The 17,896-nt window shown below is 38.2% G+C and carries 17 protein-coding genes and 1 pseudogene; 15 read left to right on the forward strand and 3 right to left on the reverse strand.

The window, feature by feature from the left end:
* Positions 1–4: 4 nt before the first annotated feature.
* Positions 5–826, reverse strand: a complete 822-nt coding sequence (locus tag AC979_RS00740; protein ID WP_049372461.1) for a GPO family capsid scaffolding protein — start codon at positions 824–826, stop codon at positions 5–7.
* 168 nt (positions 827–994) lie between these two features.
* Between AC979_RS00740 and AC979_RS00745 the strand changes: the two genes are divergently transcribed.
* The 7 genes and pseudogenes from AC979_RS00745 (at position 995) to AC979_RS10635 (ending at position 9,309) form a co-directional block, all read left to right on the forward strand.
* Entirely contained in the window at positions 995–2,770 is a 1,776-nt protein-coding gene (locus AC979_RS00745) for a terminase large subunit domain-containing protein (RefSeq protein WP_049372462.1), read from the forward strand.
* Positions 2,771–2,779: 9 nt separating this feature from the next.
* Entirely contained in the window at positions 2,780–3,790 is a 1,011-nt protein-coding gene (locus AC979_RS00750) for a phage portal protein (protein WP_049372463.1), read from the forward strand.
* 680 nt (positions 3,791–4,470) lie between these two features.
* Entirely contained in the window at positions 4,471–5,049 is a 579-nt protein-coding gene (locus AC979_RS00755; protein WP_049372464.1) for an NAD(P)H-dependent oxidoreductase, read from the forward strand.
* Between the two features lie 207 nt (positions 5,050–5,256).
* Complete coding sequence (locus tag AC979_RS00760) at positions 5,257–6,222, forward strand: ABC-three component system protein (protein WP_049372465.1); 966 nt, start codon at positions 5,257–5,259, stop codon at positions 6,220–6,222.
* The gene (locus AC979_RS00765; RefSeq protein ID WP_239657825.1) at positions 6,203–6,448 is read left to right on the forward strand and encodes an ABC-three component system middle component 8; all 246 of its coding nucleotides are present in this window, start codon (positions 6,203–6,205) and stop codon (positions 6,446–6,448) included. Before AC979_RS00760 ends, AC979_RS00765 begins: the two co-directional genes overlap by 20 nt.
* A complete protein-coding gene (locus tag AC979_RS00770; RefSeq protein ID WP_049372466.1) occupies positions 6,445–8,229 on the forward strand; it encodes a DUF2326 domain-containing protein in 1,785 nt (594 codons plus the stop codon). Before AC979_RS00765 ends, AC979_RS00770 begins: the two co-directional genes overlap by 4 nt.
* A gap of 176 nt (positions 8,230–8,405) precedes the next feature.
* A pseudogene (locus AC979_RS10635) lies at positions 8,406–9,309 on the forward strand (LysR family transcriptional regulator).
* Positions 9,310–9,381: 72 nt separating this feature from the next.
* Here AC979_RS10635 and AC979_RS00780 read toward each other — a convergent pair.
* Positions 9,382–10,335 carry a GlxA family transcriptional regulator gene (locus AC979_RS00780; RefSeq protein ID WP_049372467.1) on the reverse strand — a complete coding sequence of 318 codons (954 nt, stop codon included), beginning with the start codon at positions 10,333–10,335 and terminating at the stop codon, positions 9,382–9,384.
* 136 nt (positions 10,336–10,471) lie between these two features.
* Between AC979_RS00780 and AC979_RS00785 the strand changes: the two genes are divergently transcribed.
* From AC979_RS00785 to AC979_RS00795, 3 genes are all read left to right on the forward strand, one after another.
* A complete protein-coding gene (locus tag AC979_RS00785) occupies positions 10,472–11,344 on the forward strand; it encodes an MBL fold metallo-hydrolase (protein WP_049372468.1) in 873 nt (290 codons plus the stop codon).
* A 178-nt stretch (positions 11,345–11,522) separates the two neighbouring features.
* On the forward strand, positions 11,523–12,068 hold the full coding sequence (locus AC979_RS00790; RefSeq protein ID WP_239657826.1) for an ATP-binding cassette domain-containing protein: 546 nt from the start codon (positions 11,523–11,525) through the stop codon (positions 12,066–12,068).
* Between the two features lie 309 nt (positions 12,069–12,377).
* Entirely contained in the window at positions 12,378–12,992 is a 615-nt protein-coding gene (locus AC979_RS00795) for a CadD family cadmium resistance transporter (protein WP_004519352.1), read from the forward strand.
* Between the two features lie 108 nt (positions 12,993–13,100).
* Here AC979_RS00795 and AC979_RS10465 read toward each other — a convergent pair whose 3' ends face one another.
* The gene (locus AC979_RS10465; RefSeq protein ID WP_049372470.1) at positions 13,101–13,319 is read right to left on the reverse strand and encodes a hypothetical protein; all 219 of its coding nucleotides are present in this window, start codon (positions 13,317–13,319) and stop codon (positions 13,101–13,103) included.
* Positions 13,320–13,449: 130 nt separating this feature from the next.
* Here AC979_RS10465 and AC979_RS00805 point away from each other — a divergent pair, with 130 nt between their 5' ends.
* From AC979_RS00805 to AC979_RS00825, 5 genes are all read left to right on the forward strand, one after another.
* Positions 13,450–14,313 (forward strand): AraC family transcriptional regulator, encoded by an 864-nt coding sequence (locus AC979_RS00805; protein WP_049372572.1) that lies wholly within the window; start codon positions 13,450–13,452, stop codon positions 14,311–14,313.
* A 184-nt stretch (positions 14,314–14,497) separates the two neighbouring features.
* The gene (locus AC979_RS00810; protein ID WP_049371211.1) at positions 14,498–15,034 is read left to right on the forward strand and encodes an elongation factor P hydroxylase; all 537 of its coding nucleotides are present in this window, start codon (positions 14,498–14,500) and stop codon (positions 15,032–15,034) included.
* Positions 15,035–15,131: 97 nt separating this feature from the next.
* Positions 15,132–16,214, forward strand: a complete 1,083-nt coding sequence (gene prfA, locus AC979_RS00815; protein ID WP_005698533.1) for a peptide chain release factor 1 — start codon at positions 15,132–15,134, stop codon at positions 16,212–16,214.
* Positions 16,214–17,092 carry a peptide chain release factor N(5)-glutamine methyltransferase gene (prmC, locus tag AC979_RS00820; protein ID WP_049372471.1) on the forward strand — a complete coding sequence of 293 codons (879 nt, stop codon included), beginning with the start codon at positions 16,214–16,216 and terminating at the stop codon, positions 17,090–17,092. Before prfA ends, prmC begins: the two co-directional genes overlap by 1 nt.
* The gene (locus AC979_RS00825; RefSeq protein WP_049372472.1) at positions 17,092–17,895 is read left to right on the forward strand and encodes a SirB1 family protein; all 804 of its coding nucleotides are present in this window, start codon (positions 17,092–17,094) and stop codon (positions 17,893–17,895) included. Before prmC ends, AC979_RS00825 begins: the two co-directional genes overlap by 1 nt.
* Position 17,896 lies beyond the last annotated feature (1 nt).

A 17,896-nucleotide genomic window follows, 5' to 3' on the forward strand; every position in this document is an offset into this window, starting at 1 on the left:
TAAATTAAAAGAAGCGGCCGTCAGTTTCAGGTTCTTCACCATAAACTAATGGGCGGGAGTTTTCGGCTTGTGCCGGCTTTTGTTTGAGTTCTTCAAACGTGGCATGGATTTCTTCATTGCTCGCTTTCATTTCTTCAATTTCGGCTTGTTGATTTGCAAAATCGCCGTGAAGTGCGGTCAATTTTTCCAAGATTTCCTTTTGTTGTTCGGCTAAAAGCTCAATGGCACTGGATTGGTCTGAAAAGCGTTCATCATCCGATTTTTCTTTTTTCGCAAATAACGCTTTGATTTTTGCAAATACAGATTGATGTTCATCTCCATTCCAACCTTCGAAATCTAATTCTGTTTCAATGGCGGCTGAGAAGATGTTATCTGCTTTTAACTTGCGGGCATTTAAGCCATTGTGTGAGAAACTTAACATTTCTGTGCCTAAGCTTGCCGGATTATCCGTAACGGCTAAACCGACTAAGTATGCCTTACCTGTGTCTGCAAAATTGGTGTCAATTTCAACGGACGTGTAAACCTTTTGCCCGTCTTTGTTTAAGGCAATGAGTGCGTCAGTTGGTTGAAGTTCGGCTAAAAGCTGTAATTTGCCATCTTCACGTTCTTCTGCTTTCACGGCTAAGACGTCACCAAAGCAGTGAGCATTGGCAAGTTCAGGGAGATAGATAGAAAATTTGATGTGATCAAGGTTGATGCGTGCGCCGTAGGTGTTTTTCGGATCGTAACTTTCGGCCATTTCTTCAATCCAGTTGCGCTGAATTGTGCGGCCGTCAGTTGTTGCACCTTCGGTTGCGACAATGACCCATTTAGATTTTTTTGCCATTGGTTGTCCTTTCTGTGGTTGGTTTGGCTCAAAGATTGCCATTATTCTGAAAGGTTTAATTTTGGCGGTCTATGGGTTGTTTTTGTTGCTTTTCTGTTCACAGGTTAGCTGTAAAGACTAACGGCAAGCCCCTTTCTATTATGCGGTTGTAAATTGAAAGGATGATGAATGGACGAACAAGTTATCAATCAAGCTTCGCCCGATGTAACGGCGGAAATAAAACGAAAAGCACAACAGATGTATTTTAGTGGTTATAAAATCGCTGAAATTGCTCGTCAGCTTGATATTGCTGCGTCCACGATTTCAAGTTGGAAAGATCGCGAAAAATGGGATGATGTCGCCCCCGTTGGGCGTGTTGAATTAGCCCTTGAAACAAGATTGAATTTGCTGATTGCCAAAGAAGAAAAAAGCGGGGCAGACTATAAAGAAATTGATTTACTCGGTCGCCAAATGGAACGCATGGCGAGAGTGAAAAAATATTCTTTTGGTGATGGTAATGAAGTTGATTTAAATCCAAAACTTGCTAATCGAAACAAAGGCGAACGGAAGAAAGCAGAACAAAATGCCATTGATCAGGAACAAGAAGAATTGTTGATCAATGGCTTTCTTGATGGGATGTTTAATTATCAGCGTGTTTGGCATAAAGCGAAAGAAAATCGGATTAGGAATATTTTAAAAAGCCGCCAAATCGGGGCGACTTACTATTTCGCCCATGAAGCCTTTATTGACGCATTGACAACTGGACACAATCAAATCTTTTTGTCTGCCAGTAAAAAACAGGCGTTACAATTCCGCTCTTACATTGTGAACTATGCCAAGCAAACCGCGGACGTGGATTTAAAAGGCGAAACCATCAAATTGCCAAATGGGGCAGAATTGATCTTTCTTGGTACGAACTCTGCCACGGCTCAATCGTATCACGGCAATTTATATTTTGATGAAGTGTTTTGGGTTCCTAAATTTGATGTGATGCGTAAAGTGGCATCCGGTATGGCAGCACAAAAAATGTATCGCCAAACGTATTTTTCAACGCCGACCACGATTGCACATCCTGCTTATGCTTTTTTCTCTGGAAAAGCATTTAATAAAAATCGTGCCAAGGCGGACAAAGTTGAAATTGACATTTCGCACGAGAATTTAAAAAGCGGAAAACTTTGTGCTGACAGACAATGGAAGCAGATTGTGAGCATTTATGATGCGATGGAAGGCGGGTGCAACCTATTCAATATTGACGACCTGATCGCAGAAAACAGCAAAGAAGAATTTGAACAGTTGTTTTTATGCCAGTTTGCGGATGATAACACGTCGGCGTTTAAATTTGCCGACTTGCAACTTTGCCAAGTGGACAGCTTAGAAGAATGGCACGATTACAAGCCATTTTATCAACGCCCATTCGGTAATCGTGAAGTGTGGTTAGGTTATGACCCAGCCTTTACTGGCGACCGTGCAGCGTTGGCGATTATTGCTCCGCCTAAAGTGGAAGGCGGTGATTATCGTGTTTTGCATTGGCAAACATTTCACGGCATGGATTATGAAGCACAAGCGAGCAGAATTAAAAGTTTCTGTGATGATTACAATGTCACCCGCATTGTGATTGATAAAACTGGGATGGGTTCTGGCGTATTCCAAGAAGTAAAAAAATTCTATCCAATGGCAATCGGGCTTGATTACAACGCCGATTTAAAAAATGAGATGGTATTAAAAACGCAAAACTTAATTCAGAAACGCCGCCTTAAATTTGATGGTAACGAAATCATCACCAGTTTTATGACAGTCAAAAAACGTATTACCGGAACAGGGAAGATTACTTATGTATCTGACCGTTCAGAAGATGCAAGCCACGGCGACTTATCATGGGCAATTATGAACTGCATTTTAAATGTGCCTTATGGTTTAAACGGCGATGTGTCAAGTAACCAACCAACCATTTTCACTTTTGAATAGGATTACCAAATGAGCAAAAAAACAAAAAAATCAACCGCACTTTCTACGGGGAATCAAGCACAGGCGTTCAGCTTTGGTGAACCTATTCCCGTGCTTGACCGTGCAGAAGTATTGAATTATTTCGAAAGCGTGTTGATGTATGAGAAATATTACAACCCGCCAATTAATTTAAGTTATCTTGCCAAAGCCTTAAATGCATCTGCACATCATAACAGTGCGATCACGGTGAAGAAAAATATTTTGCTTTCTACCTGTAAAACGACCGCACTTTTACCACGCACACAGCTAGAAAAACTGGTGCAAGATTATTTAGTGTTTGGTAATGCTTACATTGAAAAAGTTGAAAACACATTCGGCAAAGTGATTGCATTGAAATCGCCCCTTGCAAAATATATGCGTGTTGGTGTGAAGAAAGGTATTTTTTATCAGATTGTGAATGGCTTTGATGAATATGAATTCCCGAAAGATGCAGTGTTTAATCTGATCAACCCTGATGTTAATCAAGAGATTTATGGCGTGCCGGAATATTTAGCTGCATTACAATCAGCTTTCTTGAATGAAAGTGCGACATTGTTCCGTCGCAAATATTATTTGAACGGTGCGCATGCGGGTTCGATTATCTATATGACGGACCCAACGCAAAACAAAGACGACATTGAAGCAATCAAAACACAAATCCGTCAAACAAAAGGCACTGGCAACTTTAAGAATTTATTCGTGTATATTCCAAACGGCAAGAAAGACGGAATGCAAGTCATTCCATTGTCTGATGCAGTGGCGAAAGATGATTTCTTAAATATTAAAAATGCAAGCCGTGATGATGTATTGGCGGCCCATCGTGTGCCACCGCAATTAATGGGAATTGTGCCTAATAACACAGGCGGTTTTGGTGACGTAGAGAAAGCAACGCGAGTATTTTTTATCAATGAGATTATCCCATTGCAAGAACGCTTGAAAGAGATTAATAGTTGGGTAGGGGAAGAAGTGATCACGTTTACCGAATACAAATTACTACAATAGATCCTTTCAAAATAAACAGCCCGCAGAAATGCGGGTTTTTTATTGCGCAAGAACTGTTTTTGTCTTGTATAGTATTAGTATTTCCCAAGTTTATTATATCAAATCAATCAATAAAACAAACTTTAAAGCCATGTTTTAACCCGATTTTTCGCCCAAATGCACGCATGAAAAATCGCAGTCAAACCCTCGCCACGCCTGCGCAGTAAATGTGTATGTTTCAACGCAAATTTAGATCCTTTATAAAGCCTTTTCAGATCTACCACCTTTCAGATCCTTTTAATCAGATCCTTTAACGCAAAATAACGCAAGCAATTGCAAAATTTGGTGTTATAATCTCGGCAAAATTAGGCTAAATAACGTCTGAATTGGCGTCCTGTTTTTTATTGTAGTAAGCTTGGTAGTAAGCTATTTTTAACTATTAAATATTTCCTTTAAAAACAAAGTGATATTTATCTAGATCAGTTTTCGCCAGCTCCACCACAAAATAAACCTATCAAGTCCTATGAAAGACTTTAAAGCCTTGAAAATAATGACTTCAAGGCTTTTTTATTGCGCTTTTAACTTCTATCAAACTCTCGAATTTGAGTAGTACGTTTAATAGTTGGCGCTTATTGATTGGTTAAATTGTTGCATTAGTAAAGTGCTTAGTAATCGGTAAATTATTAGTTAAAGGAGAAAAAATGAATATTTTATTACTAGACGGTGGTAAAGATTTCGGACATTCACATGGTGAGTTAAATCACACACTTCACAAAAAAGCGAAAGAAATTTTGACCGCACTTGGACACAATATAAAAGAAACCGTGATTGATGCCGGCTATGATGTTGAAGCAGAAGTTGAAAAATTTGTTTGGATGGATGCTGTGATTTGGCAGATGCCAGGTTGGTGGATGCACGAACCTTGGACAGTGAAAAAATACATAGACGAAGTATTAACCGCTGGACACGGCAAGCTTTACCACAGTGATGGCCGTCATCGTGTCAATCCGACAGAAGGCTACGGCACAGGTGGCTTATTACAAGGTAAAAAACACATGCTTTCGCTTACGTGGAATGCGCCTATTGAAGCGTTTACCCGTGAAGGCGACTTCTTCGAAGGCAAAGGCGTGGATGCGTTATACATGCACTTTCACAAACTCAATGAGTTCATCGGTTTGACCCGTCTGCCGACATTCTTATGTAACGATGTGATTAAAAATCCACAAGTAGAACAATACTTAGCAGACTACCAAGCACATTTGGAAAAAGTATTCGGTTAATTACAAAAATACGTTGAAATTTGACCGCACTTTATCATTTAAAAACCGTCTGAAACGATGATCTGCACCCCAAAAGTTAGAAGGTTAGTCTAACTTTTGGGGTGCAGATCAGTTATTTATCCATCTATTTTTTCTTCGATCCACTGAAAAATACGATAAAGTATTGGTACAATATTGCACATAGTTTACATTGGAGTAACAAAAATTATGTATCAATATTGTGATTTAGATGATAGTCGTTTTGAAAATCTTGTAGTGGCCATTTGTAAAAAAATTCTTGGTGAAGGAACACAAGGATTTTCTGTTGGGACTGATGGTGGTAAAGATGGGGAATTCTGCGGTAAAGCAAATTCTTATCCTAGCGAGCAAGAACCTTGGGAAGGACTCACCATCATTCAAGCAAAACACACTCAAGGTATTAATAAACATTTTACGGATCCTGACTTTTATAGTGAAAATAGTGAGAGTAATGTTCTTGCAAAAGAAGTTATAAAAATCAAGAAAATGGTAGAAAATAATAATATTGATCATTATATGCTTTTTTCCAACCGTAGTTTAACAGGAGGGGCTAAGCCCAAAATTATAGAATATATAGCTAAAAATACGGGATTAAATAGTTATGATATCGGGATATTCGGTATTGATGATTTAAATTACTATTTAGATTGCTACCCACATATCGTTAATATGAGAAGCATTAATTTAGAGCCACTGAATATTGCCCCAACAATAAATCTTAATGAACTTTCTGAAGTGATTGGTCAATTCTCTAAGGTATTTGAAGATGAAAACGTACAAAAAGAATTACTACCAACAATCAGAACAAGTTATAAAGAAAAAAATAAATTAAACAACTTAAGAGATGAGACTGCAAAAGAATTAGAAAAATTGTACATGAAGTATATCTTTCAGATTGACCAGTTCTTAAAAGATCCACAGAATTATCAGGTGTTAAAATCTTATCAAGAATCGATTGAAGAATTTCAGTTGCAGTATATTATTCCTAAGCAAATAGAATTAGACTATTTTGATTGTATATACAATGAGTTAGTGTCCTACTTAACAAGTAGAGATTATGTGTTATCTAAAAATAGGAGACTTACTAGAATGATGGTTTTTTATATGTATTGGAACTGTGATATAGGAAAATCAAATGATAATTCGTCCGAGTAAACATAATGACCCTGATAAAACCTTGATTTATGCTACTTTTCTAATTCTAAAGAAACTTAAGAATAAAAAAATTATGCCTTATGAAGAATTATTAAGTTTTATAAAAAAAGAAATAGTTAGTGGGGAATATTTATTTCTACCAGCATTGAGTTTTCTATTTTTACTTGGCTTGATTGATTATCAAGCAAAAACAGACATGATTGAATATATTGAGCAGAAACAATGAAAATTTCTAAACTATATAGTAATCTTTCAAAGAAATTTAATGAGATTATATTTAACGAAAGACTAAATTTCATTTATGGTGATGTAAAACACCCTAAAAATCATGATTTGGATTCCCATAATTTAGGGAAGACTACACTTGCTCGTCTTTTAGATTTTATGTTCTTAGCTAGGAAACATAAAGAACACTTTCTATTTAAAAACGAAGAGGTTTTTGAAGGTTTTATCTTTTTCCTAGAGCTTAAATTAAGCTCAGGAAAATATTTAACTATAAAAAGAGGAGTTAAGAGTAATACAAAAATTAGCTTTTTATTACATGACGAACCAAATCAAGATTTTAGTTCTTTGCCTGAAGTAAAATGGGATTACTACGAATTATCTTTTGATAAAGCAAAAGACTATTTAGATGGAAAATTAAATTTTACAGCAATAAAAAGTTGGGATTATCGTAAGTTGATTGGCTATCTTATTCGTACTCAAGATGATTTTCATCAAGTATTTCAACTCCAAAAATATCGTGGCGGCAAAGATATTGATTGGAAGCCTTATATGGCTGATCTATTAGGTTTTAATGGAGAGCTTGCAAAACAACGTTACCAACTTGATAAACAAGTATCTGATTTAGAAAATAAAATCAAGGAACAAAAAATAGATGAAAAATCTGCACTTGAAGCTTTAAGTAAAACAGATGGTCGTTTGTTACTTAGGAATAATGAGCTTACTCAATTAACTGGTCTTGTTGAAAAATTTAATTTCCGTGAAATTGATAATAAATCTATCGAAAGACTAGTTTCTGAAATTGATGATAAAATAGCGTCTTTGAATATGAAAGAATATTCCATAAAAAATAACATTTATCATCTAGAACAATCATTTTCTAATAGTAAAATAAAATTTAACCCTGATGATGTGGAAAATTTATTTAACGAAGTTCAGATACTGTTTCCAGAACAAGTTAAGAGAGATTTTGAACAATTAATTGACTTTAATAATGCAATCACAAAAGAGAGAAACTCTTATCTAAAACAAGAGCTACAGGAAAATCAATCTGAACTCATAAAAATTCAGGAAGAATTGACTAAACTAAATGATGAGAGAGCAAAGCAGCTTGAGTTTTTGCAAGAAAGTGAACTAATAAATAAGTTTAGAAAATCTAATCGTCAAATTTCTATTGTTCAGGCCGAAATAATTGATTTAGAAAAACAAAAAGAAAATATTCAAAAAGTATTAGAGTTGCAGAAACAAAAAAGAGATTTACAGCTTGCCTTGAATGATATTCAAGATAGAATGGTATTAAATGTTTCTCAAGTCAATAATAGTACTGAAAGCGTATTTTCAAAGATTCGAATTTATTTTAATGAGATAATTAATGCTGTCTTAAAAAAAGATGGAGAGCTATTCGTTTCATTAAATGATAATAGTAATTTTGAGTTTAAAGCAGAATATCAAGAATCTGGGAAAAACACTAATGAAAGTCAAGGTAATACATATAGAAAATTTCTATGTATTGCTTTTGATTTGGCAGTTGTTAGAGCTTATCTTGATAAGGAATTTCCTAAATTTATTTATATTGATGGTGTTTTTGATGGTTTGGATGATCGTAAAAAAGAGTTGCTCCTAAAAGTATTGAGAGAATATAGTAATTTAGGAATTCAAATTATTGCGACAACAATTAATTCAGAAACACAAGGCATGGAAACATCAATTATGGAAAATGAAATTGTTCTAACACTACATGATGATGGGCAAGACGGTAGACTATTTAAAATGCCTATTTGGTAACTTCAATTTGTAAAAATGTCGTCTGAAATGGATCTTTCAGACGACATTTTTCTATTTATTTCAGCAGTTAAATTTTTTAGTTTTTGCAAAATAGCTGGAAAAATGGCCGTTTGTACGTCATCTGTAAAGAAAATAGTGCGATAGGGTACGTCTTACCAAATTCATCAAGGAACCACATGAAAAATCGCTTTGAAACCCTAAAATTTTCTGCTCACTGGCGGAAACCTTACAATTTAAAGAAACTGCCAATCGCTTAGCTGTTTCGCCACCCGTTATTACACGAATCATTGCTGAATTAGAAGATTATTTAGGTGAACCACTTTTTCAACGCAACACGAGACAGGTTAGGCTGACCGATTTTGGCGAGCAATTTTTACCTGAAGCGCAAGCTTTATTAGCACAAAGCGAACGCTTATTTATTTCCAGAAAACAACGTCAAGAAAATGACATGACAGGTTTAGTACGCATTACCGTGCCGAGCTGGCGAATAAATGATAGTGTTCTGTCGCAATTATTGACCGCACTTGCACCTTATCCTGAGCTGATTATTGATTGGCGTGACGATATGAGCAAACTTGATGCCGTAACGCACCGTGTTGATATCGGTCTGCGCATCGGTTTGCAACCAGACGAAAATTTATTGTTAAAAAAATCGCCGATATTGGCGATGTATTAGTCGCTTCACCGGAGCTCATAGCACAACTAGGCAAACCCACTTCATTAGATGATTTGGCAGAACGCTATCCTTTTGCCGGACAAATCAACCTCAGCACAGGGCGAGCATGGCATTTCCTGATTAACAGTGAGCAAGTCTTAAACCCCCGTCGAATCAATTTTTTAAGTACAGATTTATACAGCTATTTACAGGCAGTATTGCAAGGGAAATCAGCAGGAATGTTGAGTGATTTCTTATGTGAGCCTTATCTAAAATCCGAGCAGCTTGTTCGCTTGTTTCCTGAAGTGGAGATTCAAAAATGGCAACTGTTTTTATACCGTCCATATGAAACCGTTACGCCACCAAGGGTATTGAAAGTCTTTGAAATTCTGGAAGGAATTTTGAAAAAGGAATTTGAGAGATAATCAAGCGGTCTAATTTTGAATTGAATTTGCAAAAATGCTTTGAAATCTGACCGCACTTTAAAATAAAAAGATTTAAATATCCTCAATTTGAAACTGCTTACGCCAGCGATTCGGTGAAATTTTATGTTTCTTCAAGAAGTGCTGACGCAAGGCGGTATCACTATGAAATCCACTTTGTTCTGCAATGTCAGTAATAGATAAATCTGTGCTTTCCAAAAGCTCTCTTGCTCGCTGTAGCCTTGCTTCAATTAACCATTGATTTAATGACATTCCGGTTGCTTTGCGAAAATGTCGGGTGAAAGTGCTACGGCTCATTGACAAACGTTCTGCAAGACTATCAGTCGAATGAAGTGCGGTCAGATTTTCATTTAAATAAGCAAGCAACGCATTGATATTATGATTAGGTGTGGAACGAGAAATAGGTCGTTCGATAAATTGTGCTTGTCCGCCTTCACGATGAGGGGGGATAACCAGTATTCGGGCAATATGATTGGCAATTTTTACACCATATAATTTACGGACAATGGAAAGGCAACAATCCATGGAAGCTGCCGTTCCTGCTGAGGTAATCAGTCGATCTTGTTCTAAATAAATAGGATTTAAATCCCATTTCACCTGCGGAAAGCGACTAGTAAAATCACTATCTCCTAGCCAATGTGTGGTTGCTTTTTTGCCGTTAAGTAGGCCACTGCACGCCAACACATAGGCGCCATAACATAAACCTACTACTGTCGCACCACGTTGATATGCTTGCCGTAACGCCGTTAATAAAGCCTCACTCGGTATCACTTGAGTATCATGCCATCCAGTCATCACAACAATATCAGCACTCTCCAACCATTCTAAACCTCCATCTAAATGTATGTGAAATAGCGAGTTTGTCAGGTTGTCCGAATCGCTAACAATTTTACACTCAAATAACGGCTTGCCGTTTAAATCCGACATAGAAAAAATGGAATATGCCATCGCAAAATGAATAGGCATCATTTGTTCATATACAATCAAAGCAACTGTGGGTGTATTCATTTTATTTCTCCTATTTGATATGAGTATAACATAGAAATGACCCGATTATTACGTTTATTGATTTTTTATCTATTTTTACGCAATTTTGTTCTCACTATAATATGTTCATTCAATAACGTATAGAAAAGGAAAAACCATGAACTTAAAAACCTTAATTAGCACTACAGCATTCGCTATTAGCGCAAATACTTTCGCTGTAGATCTTGCCTCTAAAAACACTGATAGCTACCAACACATCCGCAATGCCACTGGTCGCCTGAACTACGCAGGGAAAACTTTTTTAATTGATCCGATGCTTGCTGAAAAAGGACGTTATGCAGGCTTTGAAGGAACATTAAATAGCCATTTGCGTAATCCACTTGTGGAATTACCGATGAAAGCAGAAGATACTTTCAAAGATGTTGATGCCATTATTTTGACTCATACACATGAAGATCATTGGGATGAGGTTGCGCAAAAAATTTTACCTAAATCCATCAAAATTTTTGTGCAGCATGAACGGGATGGCGACCTACTCAAAGAGCAAGGTTTTACTAATATAACCAGTTTATCGTTGGAAAAATCGGTGGAGTTTGAAGGTATTATTTTAAATAAAACCGGCGGTTCTCACGGCACAACGGAAATGTACGCTGTACCACAATTAGCTGAGATTTTAGATGAGGCGATGGGCGTAACATTCCAAGCGAAAGGTCATCCAACGGTTTACTTGGTTGGTGACACAATTTGGACTGCCGAAGTAAACAAAGCCATTAATCGTTATAAACCAGATGTAATGATTATGAACACAGGTGATGCGCGTACCTTAGCTTTTCCGAATGACGGCATTATTATGGGGTTACAAGATGTTGCTCATGCTCGCCAAATGCTACCGAATACAAAACTTATCACGGTGCACATGGATGCGGTAAACCATATGTCTGTGTACCGTAAGGATTTACGCCAATTTGTCCAAGCAAACAAGCTTGAAAATATAGCAATTCCAGAAGATGGTGAAACAGTGAAGTTTTAAAAACAAGCGGTCAAGTTTTGATGGAGATTTGCAAAACACCTAAAAATTTGACCGCACTTTGTTATAAAAAAGCCGTCTGAAATTTCAGACGGCCTTTTTCTAAGAAATAATTTTAATTAATTCCTTCCACTAAAATTGCGCGGTCTGTTGTTGCGCCCAAACGGATGGATTTGAATGCTTGGAAACGCCGAAATCGGGCACGATACGCAATACTTTCCGCAAAACAGGTTTTCTGTTTCAGGAAAACCACCTGCCGGAAAACTTGACCGCGATGCAGAATATCGCTATTTTTATGGACAAACCCGATGAAGGCGAAATCATCGCGCTGGCGGCGAAAGTCGGGCGGACTGCGGGCGATTTGAACAAATATCCGACCGAATTGTCCGGCGGCATGGCGAAACGGGGAGCATTTTTGCGCCTGCTGCTGTGCGGCTGCGACCTTGCCTTGCTGGACGAGCCGTTCGTCGGTTTGGACCGCGATTTGCGCGATATTTTGGTCGCCATGCTGGTGGAAAAAATCGAGCGGCAGGGCATGGCGTGTATGCTGGTAACGCACGACCGCTTCGAAGCCGCACGCCTGAGCCATGAAATCATGCTGCTTTCCACTAAGGGCATGAACGTGCAAAACGTGATTACCCTGCCTACGCCGCTGTCCGAACGCGATTGGGCTTTTGAAGAAGCCGTGGTGGCAAGAGAGTTTCAGGGGATTCATTATTATGAGTGATAGGAATTTAAATTTCTGACAAACCTTGCGGTTCGTTGCCCTCTCCCTAGCTCTCTCCCACGGGGAAAGGGGATCAGGTTTCTCAAAATCAGAGAGCCGTAGAATTGGGAATCAGATGTCAGGTAAACCTGAAAATGTTCAGGCTCGACAGCCCAATTCCCTCTCCCCGTGGGAGAGAGCTAGGGAGAGGGTAAGCAAGCCGCAGGCTTGCCTCTTTAGCGAAAGATACGAATCTGTTATCCGAACGCGATTCGGTTTTTGAAAAAGCCGTGGTGCCAAGGGGGCAGGGGATTCATTATGAGGTGCTTTATGTTTTCGACTGTGATTACTGCTGCTGTTTTATATATTGCTACAGCAGTAGATTTGTTGGTAATACTATTAATATTTTTTGCTAGAGCAAATACTAGAAAAGAATATCGAGATATTTATATCGGACAATATTTAGGTTCTGTAATTTTAATATTAGTTAGTTTATTTCTAGCTTTTGTTTTGCATTATGTTCCGGAAAAATGGGTGTTGGGTTTATTAGGTTTAATACCGATTTACTTAGGTATTAAAGTTGCTATTTACGACGATTGTGAGGGCGAAAAAAGAGCTAAAAAAGAATTGGATGAAAAAGGGTTGTCAAAATTAGTCGGTATTGTTGCTTTGGTTACAGTTGCTAGTTGTGGTGCAGATAATATTGGACTTTTTGTTCCTTACTTTGTGACTTTAGATCTTGTCGACTTATTAGTTACTCTTCTTGTATTTTTAATATTGATTTTTGTTTTAGTATATACAGCACAAAGATTGGCTAATATTTCAGGTATTGGTGAAATTGTAGAGAAGTTTAGTCGTTGGATAATGGCTGTTATTTATATTGGTTTAGGGTTATTTATTATTATTGAAAATAATACAATTCAAACAATAATATCAATAATATGAATGATACGGGCATGTGAGTATCTGACAAACCTTCGGCTTGCTTCTTCAATACAAGATACAACCCTGTCCGCCCAATAAATCCATATCCGAAAGCATCTTCATGCAGAATTAAGCCAAACCATGAATAAGTTTTTCACCCACCCCATGCGGCCGTTTTTCGTCGGTGCGGCGGTGCTTGCCATACTCGGCGCGTTGGTGTTTTTCATCAGCTCCGGTGCCGTCATTTTGAAATGAAACCAAATCAAAGCCAATTGAACCGTCATCTACTTGTGTATGGCCATCACGACCGCCGATTGCTGTTGCTGATGTTTTGTAGAAAATTTTCATAATGTTTTCCTCATTTAATATTGGTTAATATGTTTTGGCGTACCGCCGTTGAAAGTGAGTACATTATATTGAACGGCAATATGAAGTGTTATATGATTTATTCAAATTATTTGCCTATTCCTACAAAATTATGTTCTCAACTGAAATGATAGAACGATTATTAAAGGTTATTCCACATAACGAACTCTATTCATCATCGATTAAAGGCTTATTTCTTCGCCATTCAGATCAACCATTTTGTTACGAAGGTATTATTCAAGAGCCGAGCATTTGCATCGTGTTAAGTGGGGAACGTGAAATACAACTAGGCGAACAATGCTACCGTTTTGACAATCAACACTTTATGTTCTGCCCTGTCAATGTGCCGATGCGCGGCGAAATTAAATATGCCGAGCCGAAAAAGCCGTTTTTAGTGATGTCGATGAAAATTGATATTGAAAGCGTTAGCAAGATTTTATTAGCAAATCCAAACCTTGCAGATGATGTTCAACAGGGCGACGAAGGTTTTGCACAATGGCATTTGGATGAATCTCTCAAAAATGCTGTTGAACGTCTATTGCTCTTGCACGAAAATCTAAAAGATATTGAGTTTCTTGCACCGCTTATCCAACAAGAAATTTATTATCGACTCCTTACAGGCGAGCAAGGTGGCAAATTTAAAGCCATGGTAAGCAATGGATCGCACACCAAAAAAATCGCCCAAGCCACCCATTATCTGCAACAACATTTTAGTGAAACCATCACCGTGGAAACCTTGGCAAATCTAAGTGGTATGTCATTATCTGGATTTCATAGTCATTTTAAGAAGATAACCAGCCTTTCACCGCTGCAATATCAAAAATCCTTACGTTTGATGGAAGCCAGACGACTTATCGCACAAGAAGGGCGAGGCATTACCGAAACTGCTTACCAAGTTGGCTACGAATCACCTAGTCAATTCAGCCGTGAATACAAACGGTATTTCGGGCATGCGCCCAAGGGGGATATTAAATAGATGGGGCTTAAAGATAGGTTTAAAAACACATAAAGATGTGACCGCACTTTATCATTTAAAAAAACGTTTGAAACGATCATTTAGAGGGTTTTTTATTTAACTGAAATTTTGTGAAAGAGATTAAAAATGAGATAATTCTCAAACCTTTTAAGAGGCGTTATTTATAAAAATATTTGGAGAAAGCATGGAACACAAACTTGAGGATATCATTGCGATTTTTAATCAATGTTTTGAAGAAGAATATAATACGCGATTGGTTAAAGGTGGGGATGAGCCGATTTACATCCCTGCAAATGATGAGGTGCCTTATAACGCCATTTACTTTGCGAGAGGCTTTTACAGTAGCGCATTGCATGAAATTGCCCATTGGTTGGTGGCAGGGAAAGAGCGTCGTAAATTAGAAGATTTTGGCTATTGGTATGAGCCGGATGGTCGTTCTGAAGAACGTCAGCGTGATTTTGAAAAGGTGGAAGTGAAGCCTCAAGCATTGGAATGGATTTTAGCCACAGCAGCAGGTTTTCGTTATTTTGCCAGTGCGGATAATTTGAATGGCAATCCGGGGGATACGCAACCATTTAAGCAAGCGGTGTATGAACAAGTAAAAACCTATGCAGAAAAAGGCTTACCAAAACGTGCCGAAACCTTGCGTCATGCGTTGGCTCAATTTTATGGCACAGAAGATCGAATTGATTTAGCGAAATTTGATGTCACGCGCATCTAAAGTGCGGTCATTTTTAGGCAGATTTTGCGTCTGTCAATTTTCCTTAAAATCGGCTAAAATAGGCCGATTTTATTTTTGGCTTTAACTTTATAAAAATATGAAAGATTCTATTATTGCAAAACTTGAAAGTTTAAAAGAACGTTATGAAGAATTAGAGGCATTGCTAGGCGATGCGTCGGTGATTTCGGATCAGGATAAATTCCGTGCGTATTCTAAAGAATATTCACAACTTGAAGATGTAGTGAAATGTTTTAATCGTTGGAATCAACTTAATTCTAACATTGCTGAAGCAGAATTGATGTTAGATGATCCTGAAATGAAAGAAATGGCAGAAATGGAAATTGAAGAATCCAAAGCCGAAATTGAAGAAGTGGAGCAACAACTTCAAATTCTTTTATTACCAAAAGATCCAAATGATGAATATAACTGCTATTTAGAAATTCGTGCGGGTACTGGTGGTGATGAAGCGGGTATCTTTGCCGGCGATTTATTCCGTATGTACAGCCGTTATGCAGAAAGTAAACGCTGGCGTGTTGAAATGCTCAGTGCAAATGAAAGCGAGCAGGGCGGTTATAAAGAAGTCATCGTGAAAGTAAGCGGTGATGGCGTGTATGGCCAGTTAAAATTTGAATCAGGCGGCCACCGTGTACAACGTGTACCAAAAACAGAAAGCCAAGGTCGTATTCATACTTCAGCTTGTACTGTTGCGGTTATGCCTGAATTGCCTGAATCTGAAATGCCGGAAATCAATCCAGCAGATTTACGTATTGATACCTATCGTTCATCTGGTGCAGGTGGTCAGCACGTTAATACCACAGACTCTGCGGTACGTATTACCCACATTCCAACAGGTATTGTGGTGGAATGTCAGGATGAACGTTCACAACATAAAAATAAAGCTAAAGCGATGTCTGTATTAGCTTCACGTATTGTTCAAGCCGAACAAGAGCGTCAAGCCGCAGAGCAAGCGGATACCCGCCGTAACTTATTAGGTTCAGGCGATCGTTCTGATAAAATTCGTACTTATAACTACCCACAAGGTCGTGTAACAGATCACCGTATCAACTTAACGCTCTATCGCTTAGATGAAGTGATGAACGGCAAAATTGACGAGCTTATTCAACCGATTATTACTGAATATCAGGCAGATCAATTAGCGGCGTTATCTGAGAGTAATTAATGACCTATCAACAATGGCTTGCCGATGCTGCGCAAGCCTTAAATCAAGTAAATCCGACAGAGAATGGTAAAGTTGATGCGTTAGTGCTACTGCAACACGCAACGGGCAAATCGAGAACGCAAATTTTAGCTTTCGATGAAACGGAAATTAATGAAAAAGTGCGGTTAAAATTGACCGCACTTTTAGATCGTCGTTTAAAAGGCGAACCTATCGCTTATATCCTCGGTGAAAAAGAATTCTGGTCCTTGCCTTTAAATGTGTCTGAAGGAACATTAATTCCTCGTCCAGATACTGAAATTCTCGTAGAAAAAGCATTACAAATTGCGTTAGAAAAACTGGAAAAAAATCCACCGCACTTTCGTATTCTCGATCTTGGAACCGGCACGGGTGCCATTGCGTTGGCGTTGGCTTCTGAGCTTTTTCCTATTTGTCAAAAAAAGCATATTCAATTGGATGTTATTGGTGTTGATTTAATGCCAGATGTCGTCAAATTAGCGCAATCCAATGCCGAAAAAAATCAGCTCAAGGTACAATTTTTGCAGAGTCTTTGGTTTGAACATGTTGAAGGGCAGTTTGATATTATCGTCAGTAATCCGCCTTATATTGATGAAACCGATGAGCATCTTTCTCAAGGTGATGTGCGTTTCGAGCCTCGTTCGGCGTTGGTGTCGGGTGAAAACGGTTTAGCTGATTTACGTCATCTTATTAAGTGTGCACCAGTACATTTAAAAGATAATGGCTATTTATTGTTAGAGCACGGCTGGAAACAGGGTGAAGAAGTGAGGTCAATTTTCTGGCAAAATCATTGGCAAGGGGTTGCAACCATACGGGATTATGGCGACAATGAGCGCGTAACGTTGGGATATTGGAAGCGGTAATGAAATACGATCAAAAAGCCTTATATGCTGAACTGACTCATTTTTATCTGAGCATTTGTGAGAAAGAGCAACTTGATGAGCCTCGTATAAGAGGGCTTGTTGGAAGCTTAGTGCGTAGAGCTCGCCAAGCTATTCCAGAAGAATGGGATGATAAAGCTAAAATTCATCAATTATTACAGCTCTTCTACGGTGATTGGGGCTTTCATTGCGATGCAGACAATTATTTTTATGCTCGCAATTTATACCTTCCGTATATTTTAGAAGAGCGTGAAGGCATGCCGGTGAGTCTTGGCGCCTTAATACTTTATTTGGCCACAAGTTTAAAATTGCCGATTTATCCCGTGAATTTCCCGACCCAACTGATTTTACGTGCAGAAGTAGAGGGTGAAGTAGCATTTATTGATCCTTGGAGCGGAAAATATATTTCAGTGGATGAATTGAAAAAACTCTATGAAGGCGCCTTTGGTTTTGGCGCTCAAATTCAACCTGAAGATTTAGCTCGAGCAGATATTCCGATGCTGACCGCACGTTTCCGTCAGCTTGCCAAGAATGCCTTAATTCGTGAAGAACAAAACGATTTGGCTTTTAATTATATCCAATTCTTGTTAGCAGGAAGAAAAGATCCTTACGATATTCGCGATCGTGGTTTAGTGTTAGCGCAAATGGGCGCTTATCCTTCAGCCATTGAGGATTTGGAATATTTTGTTGATCAATGTCCGAATGATCCCACTTCTTCTCTGTTAAAAACTCAACTTTTAGAACTGAAAGGCGAAGCATTGAAAGATGCCAATGCCATCCATTAAA

It is taken from the genome of Parahaemophilus parainfluenzae, assembly GCF_001053575.1.
GTDB lineage: Bacteria > Pseudomonadota > Gammaproteobacteria > Enterobacterales > Pasteurellaceae > Haemophilus_D > Haemophilus_D parainfluenzae_S.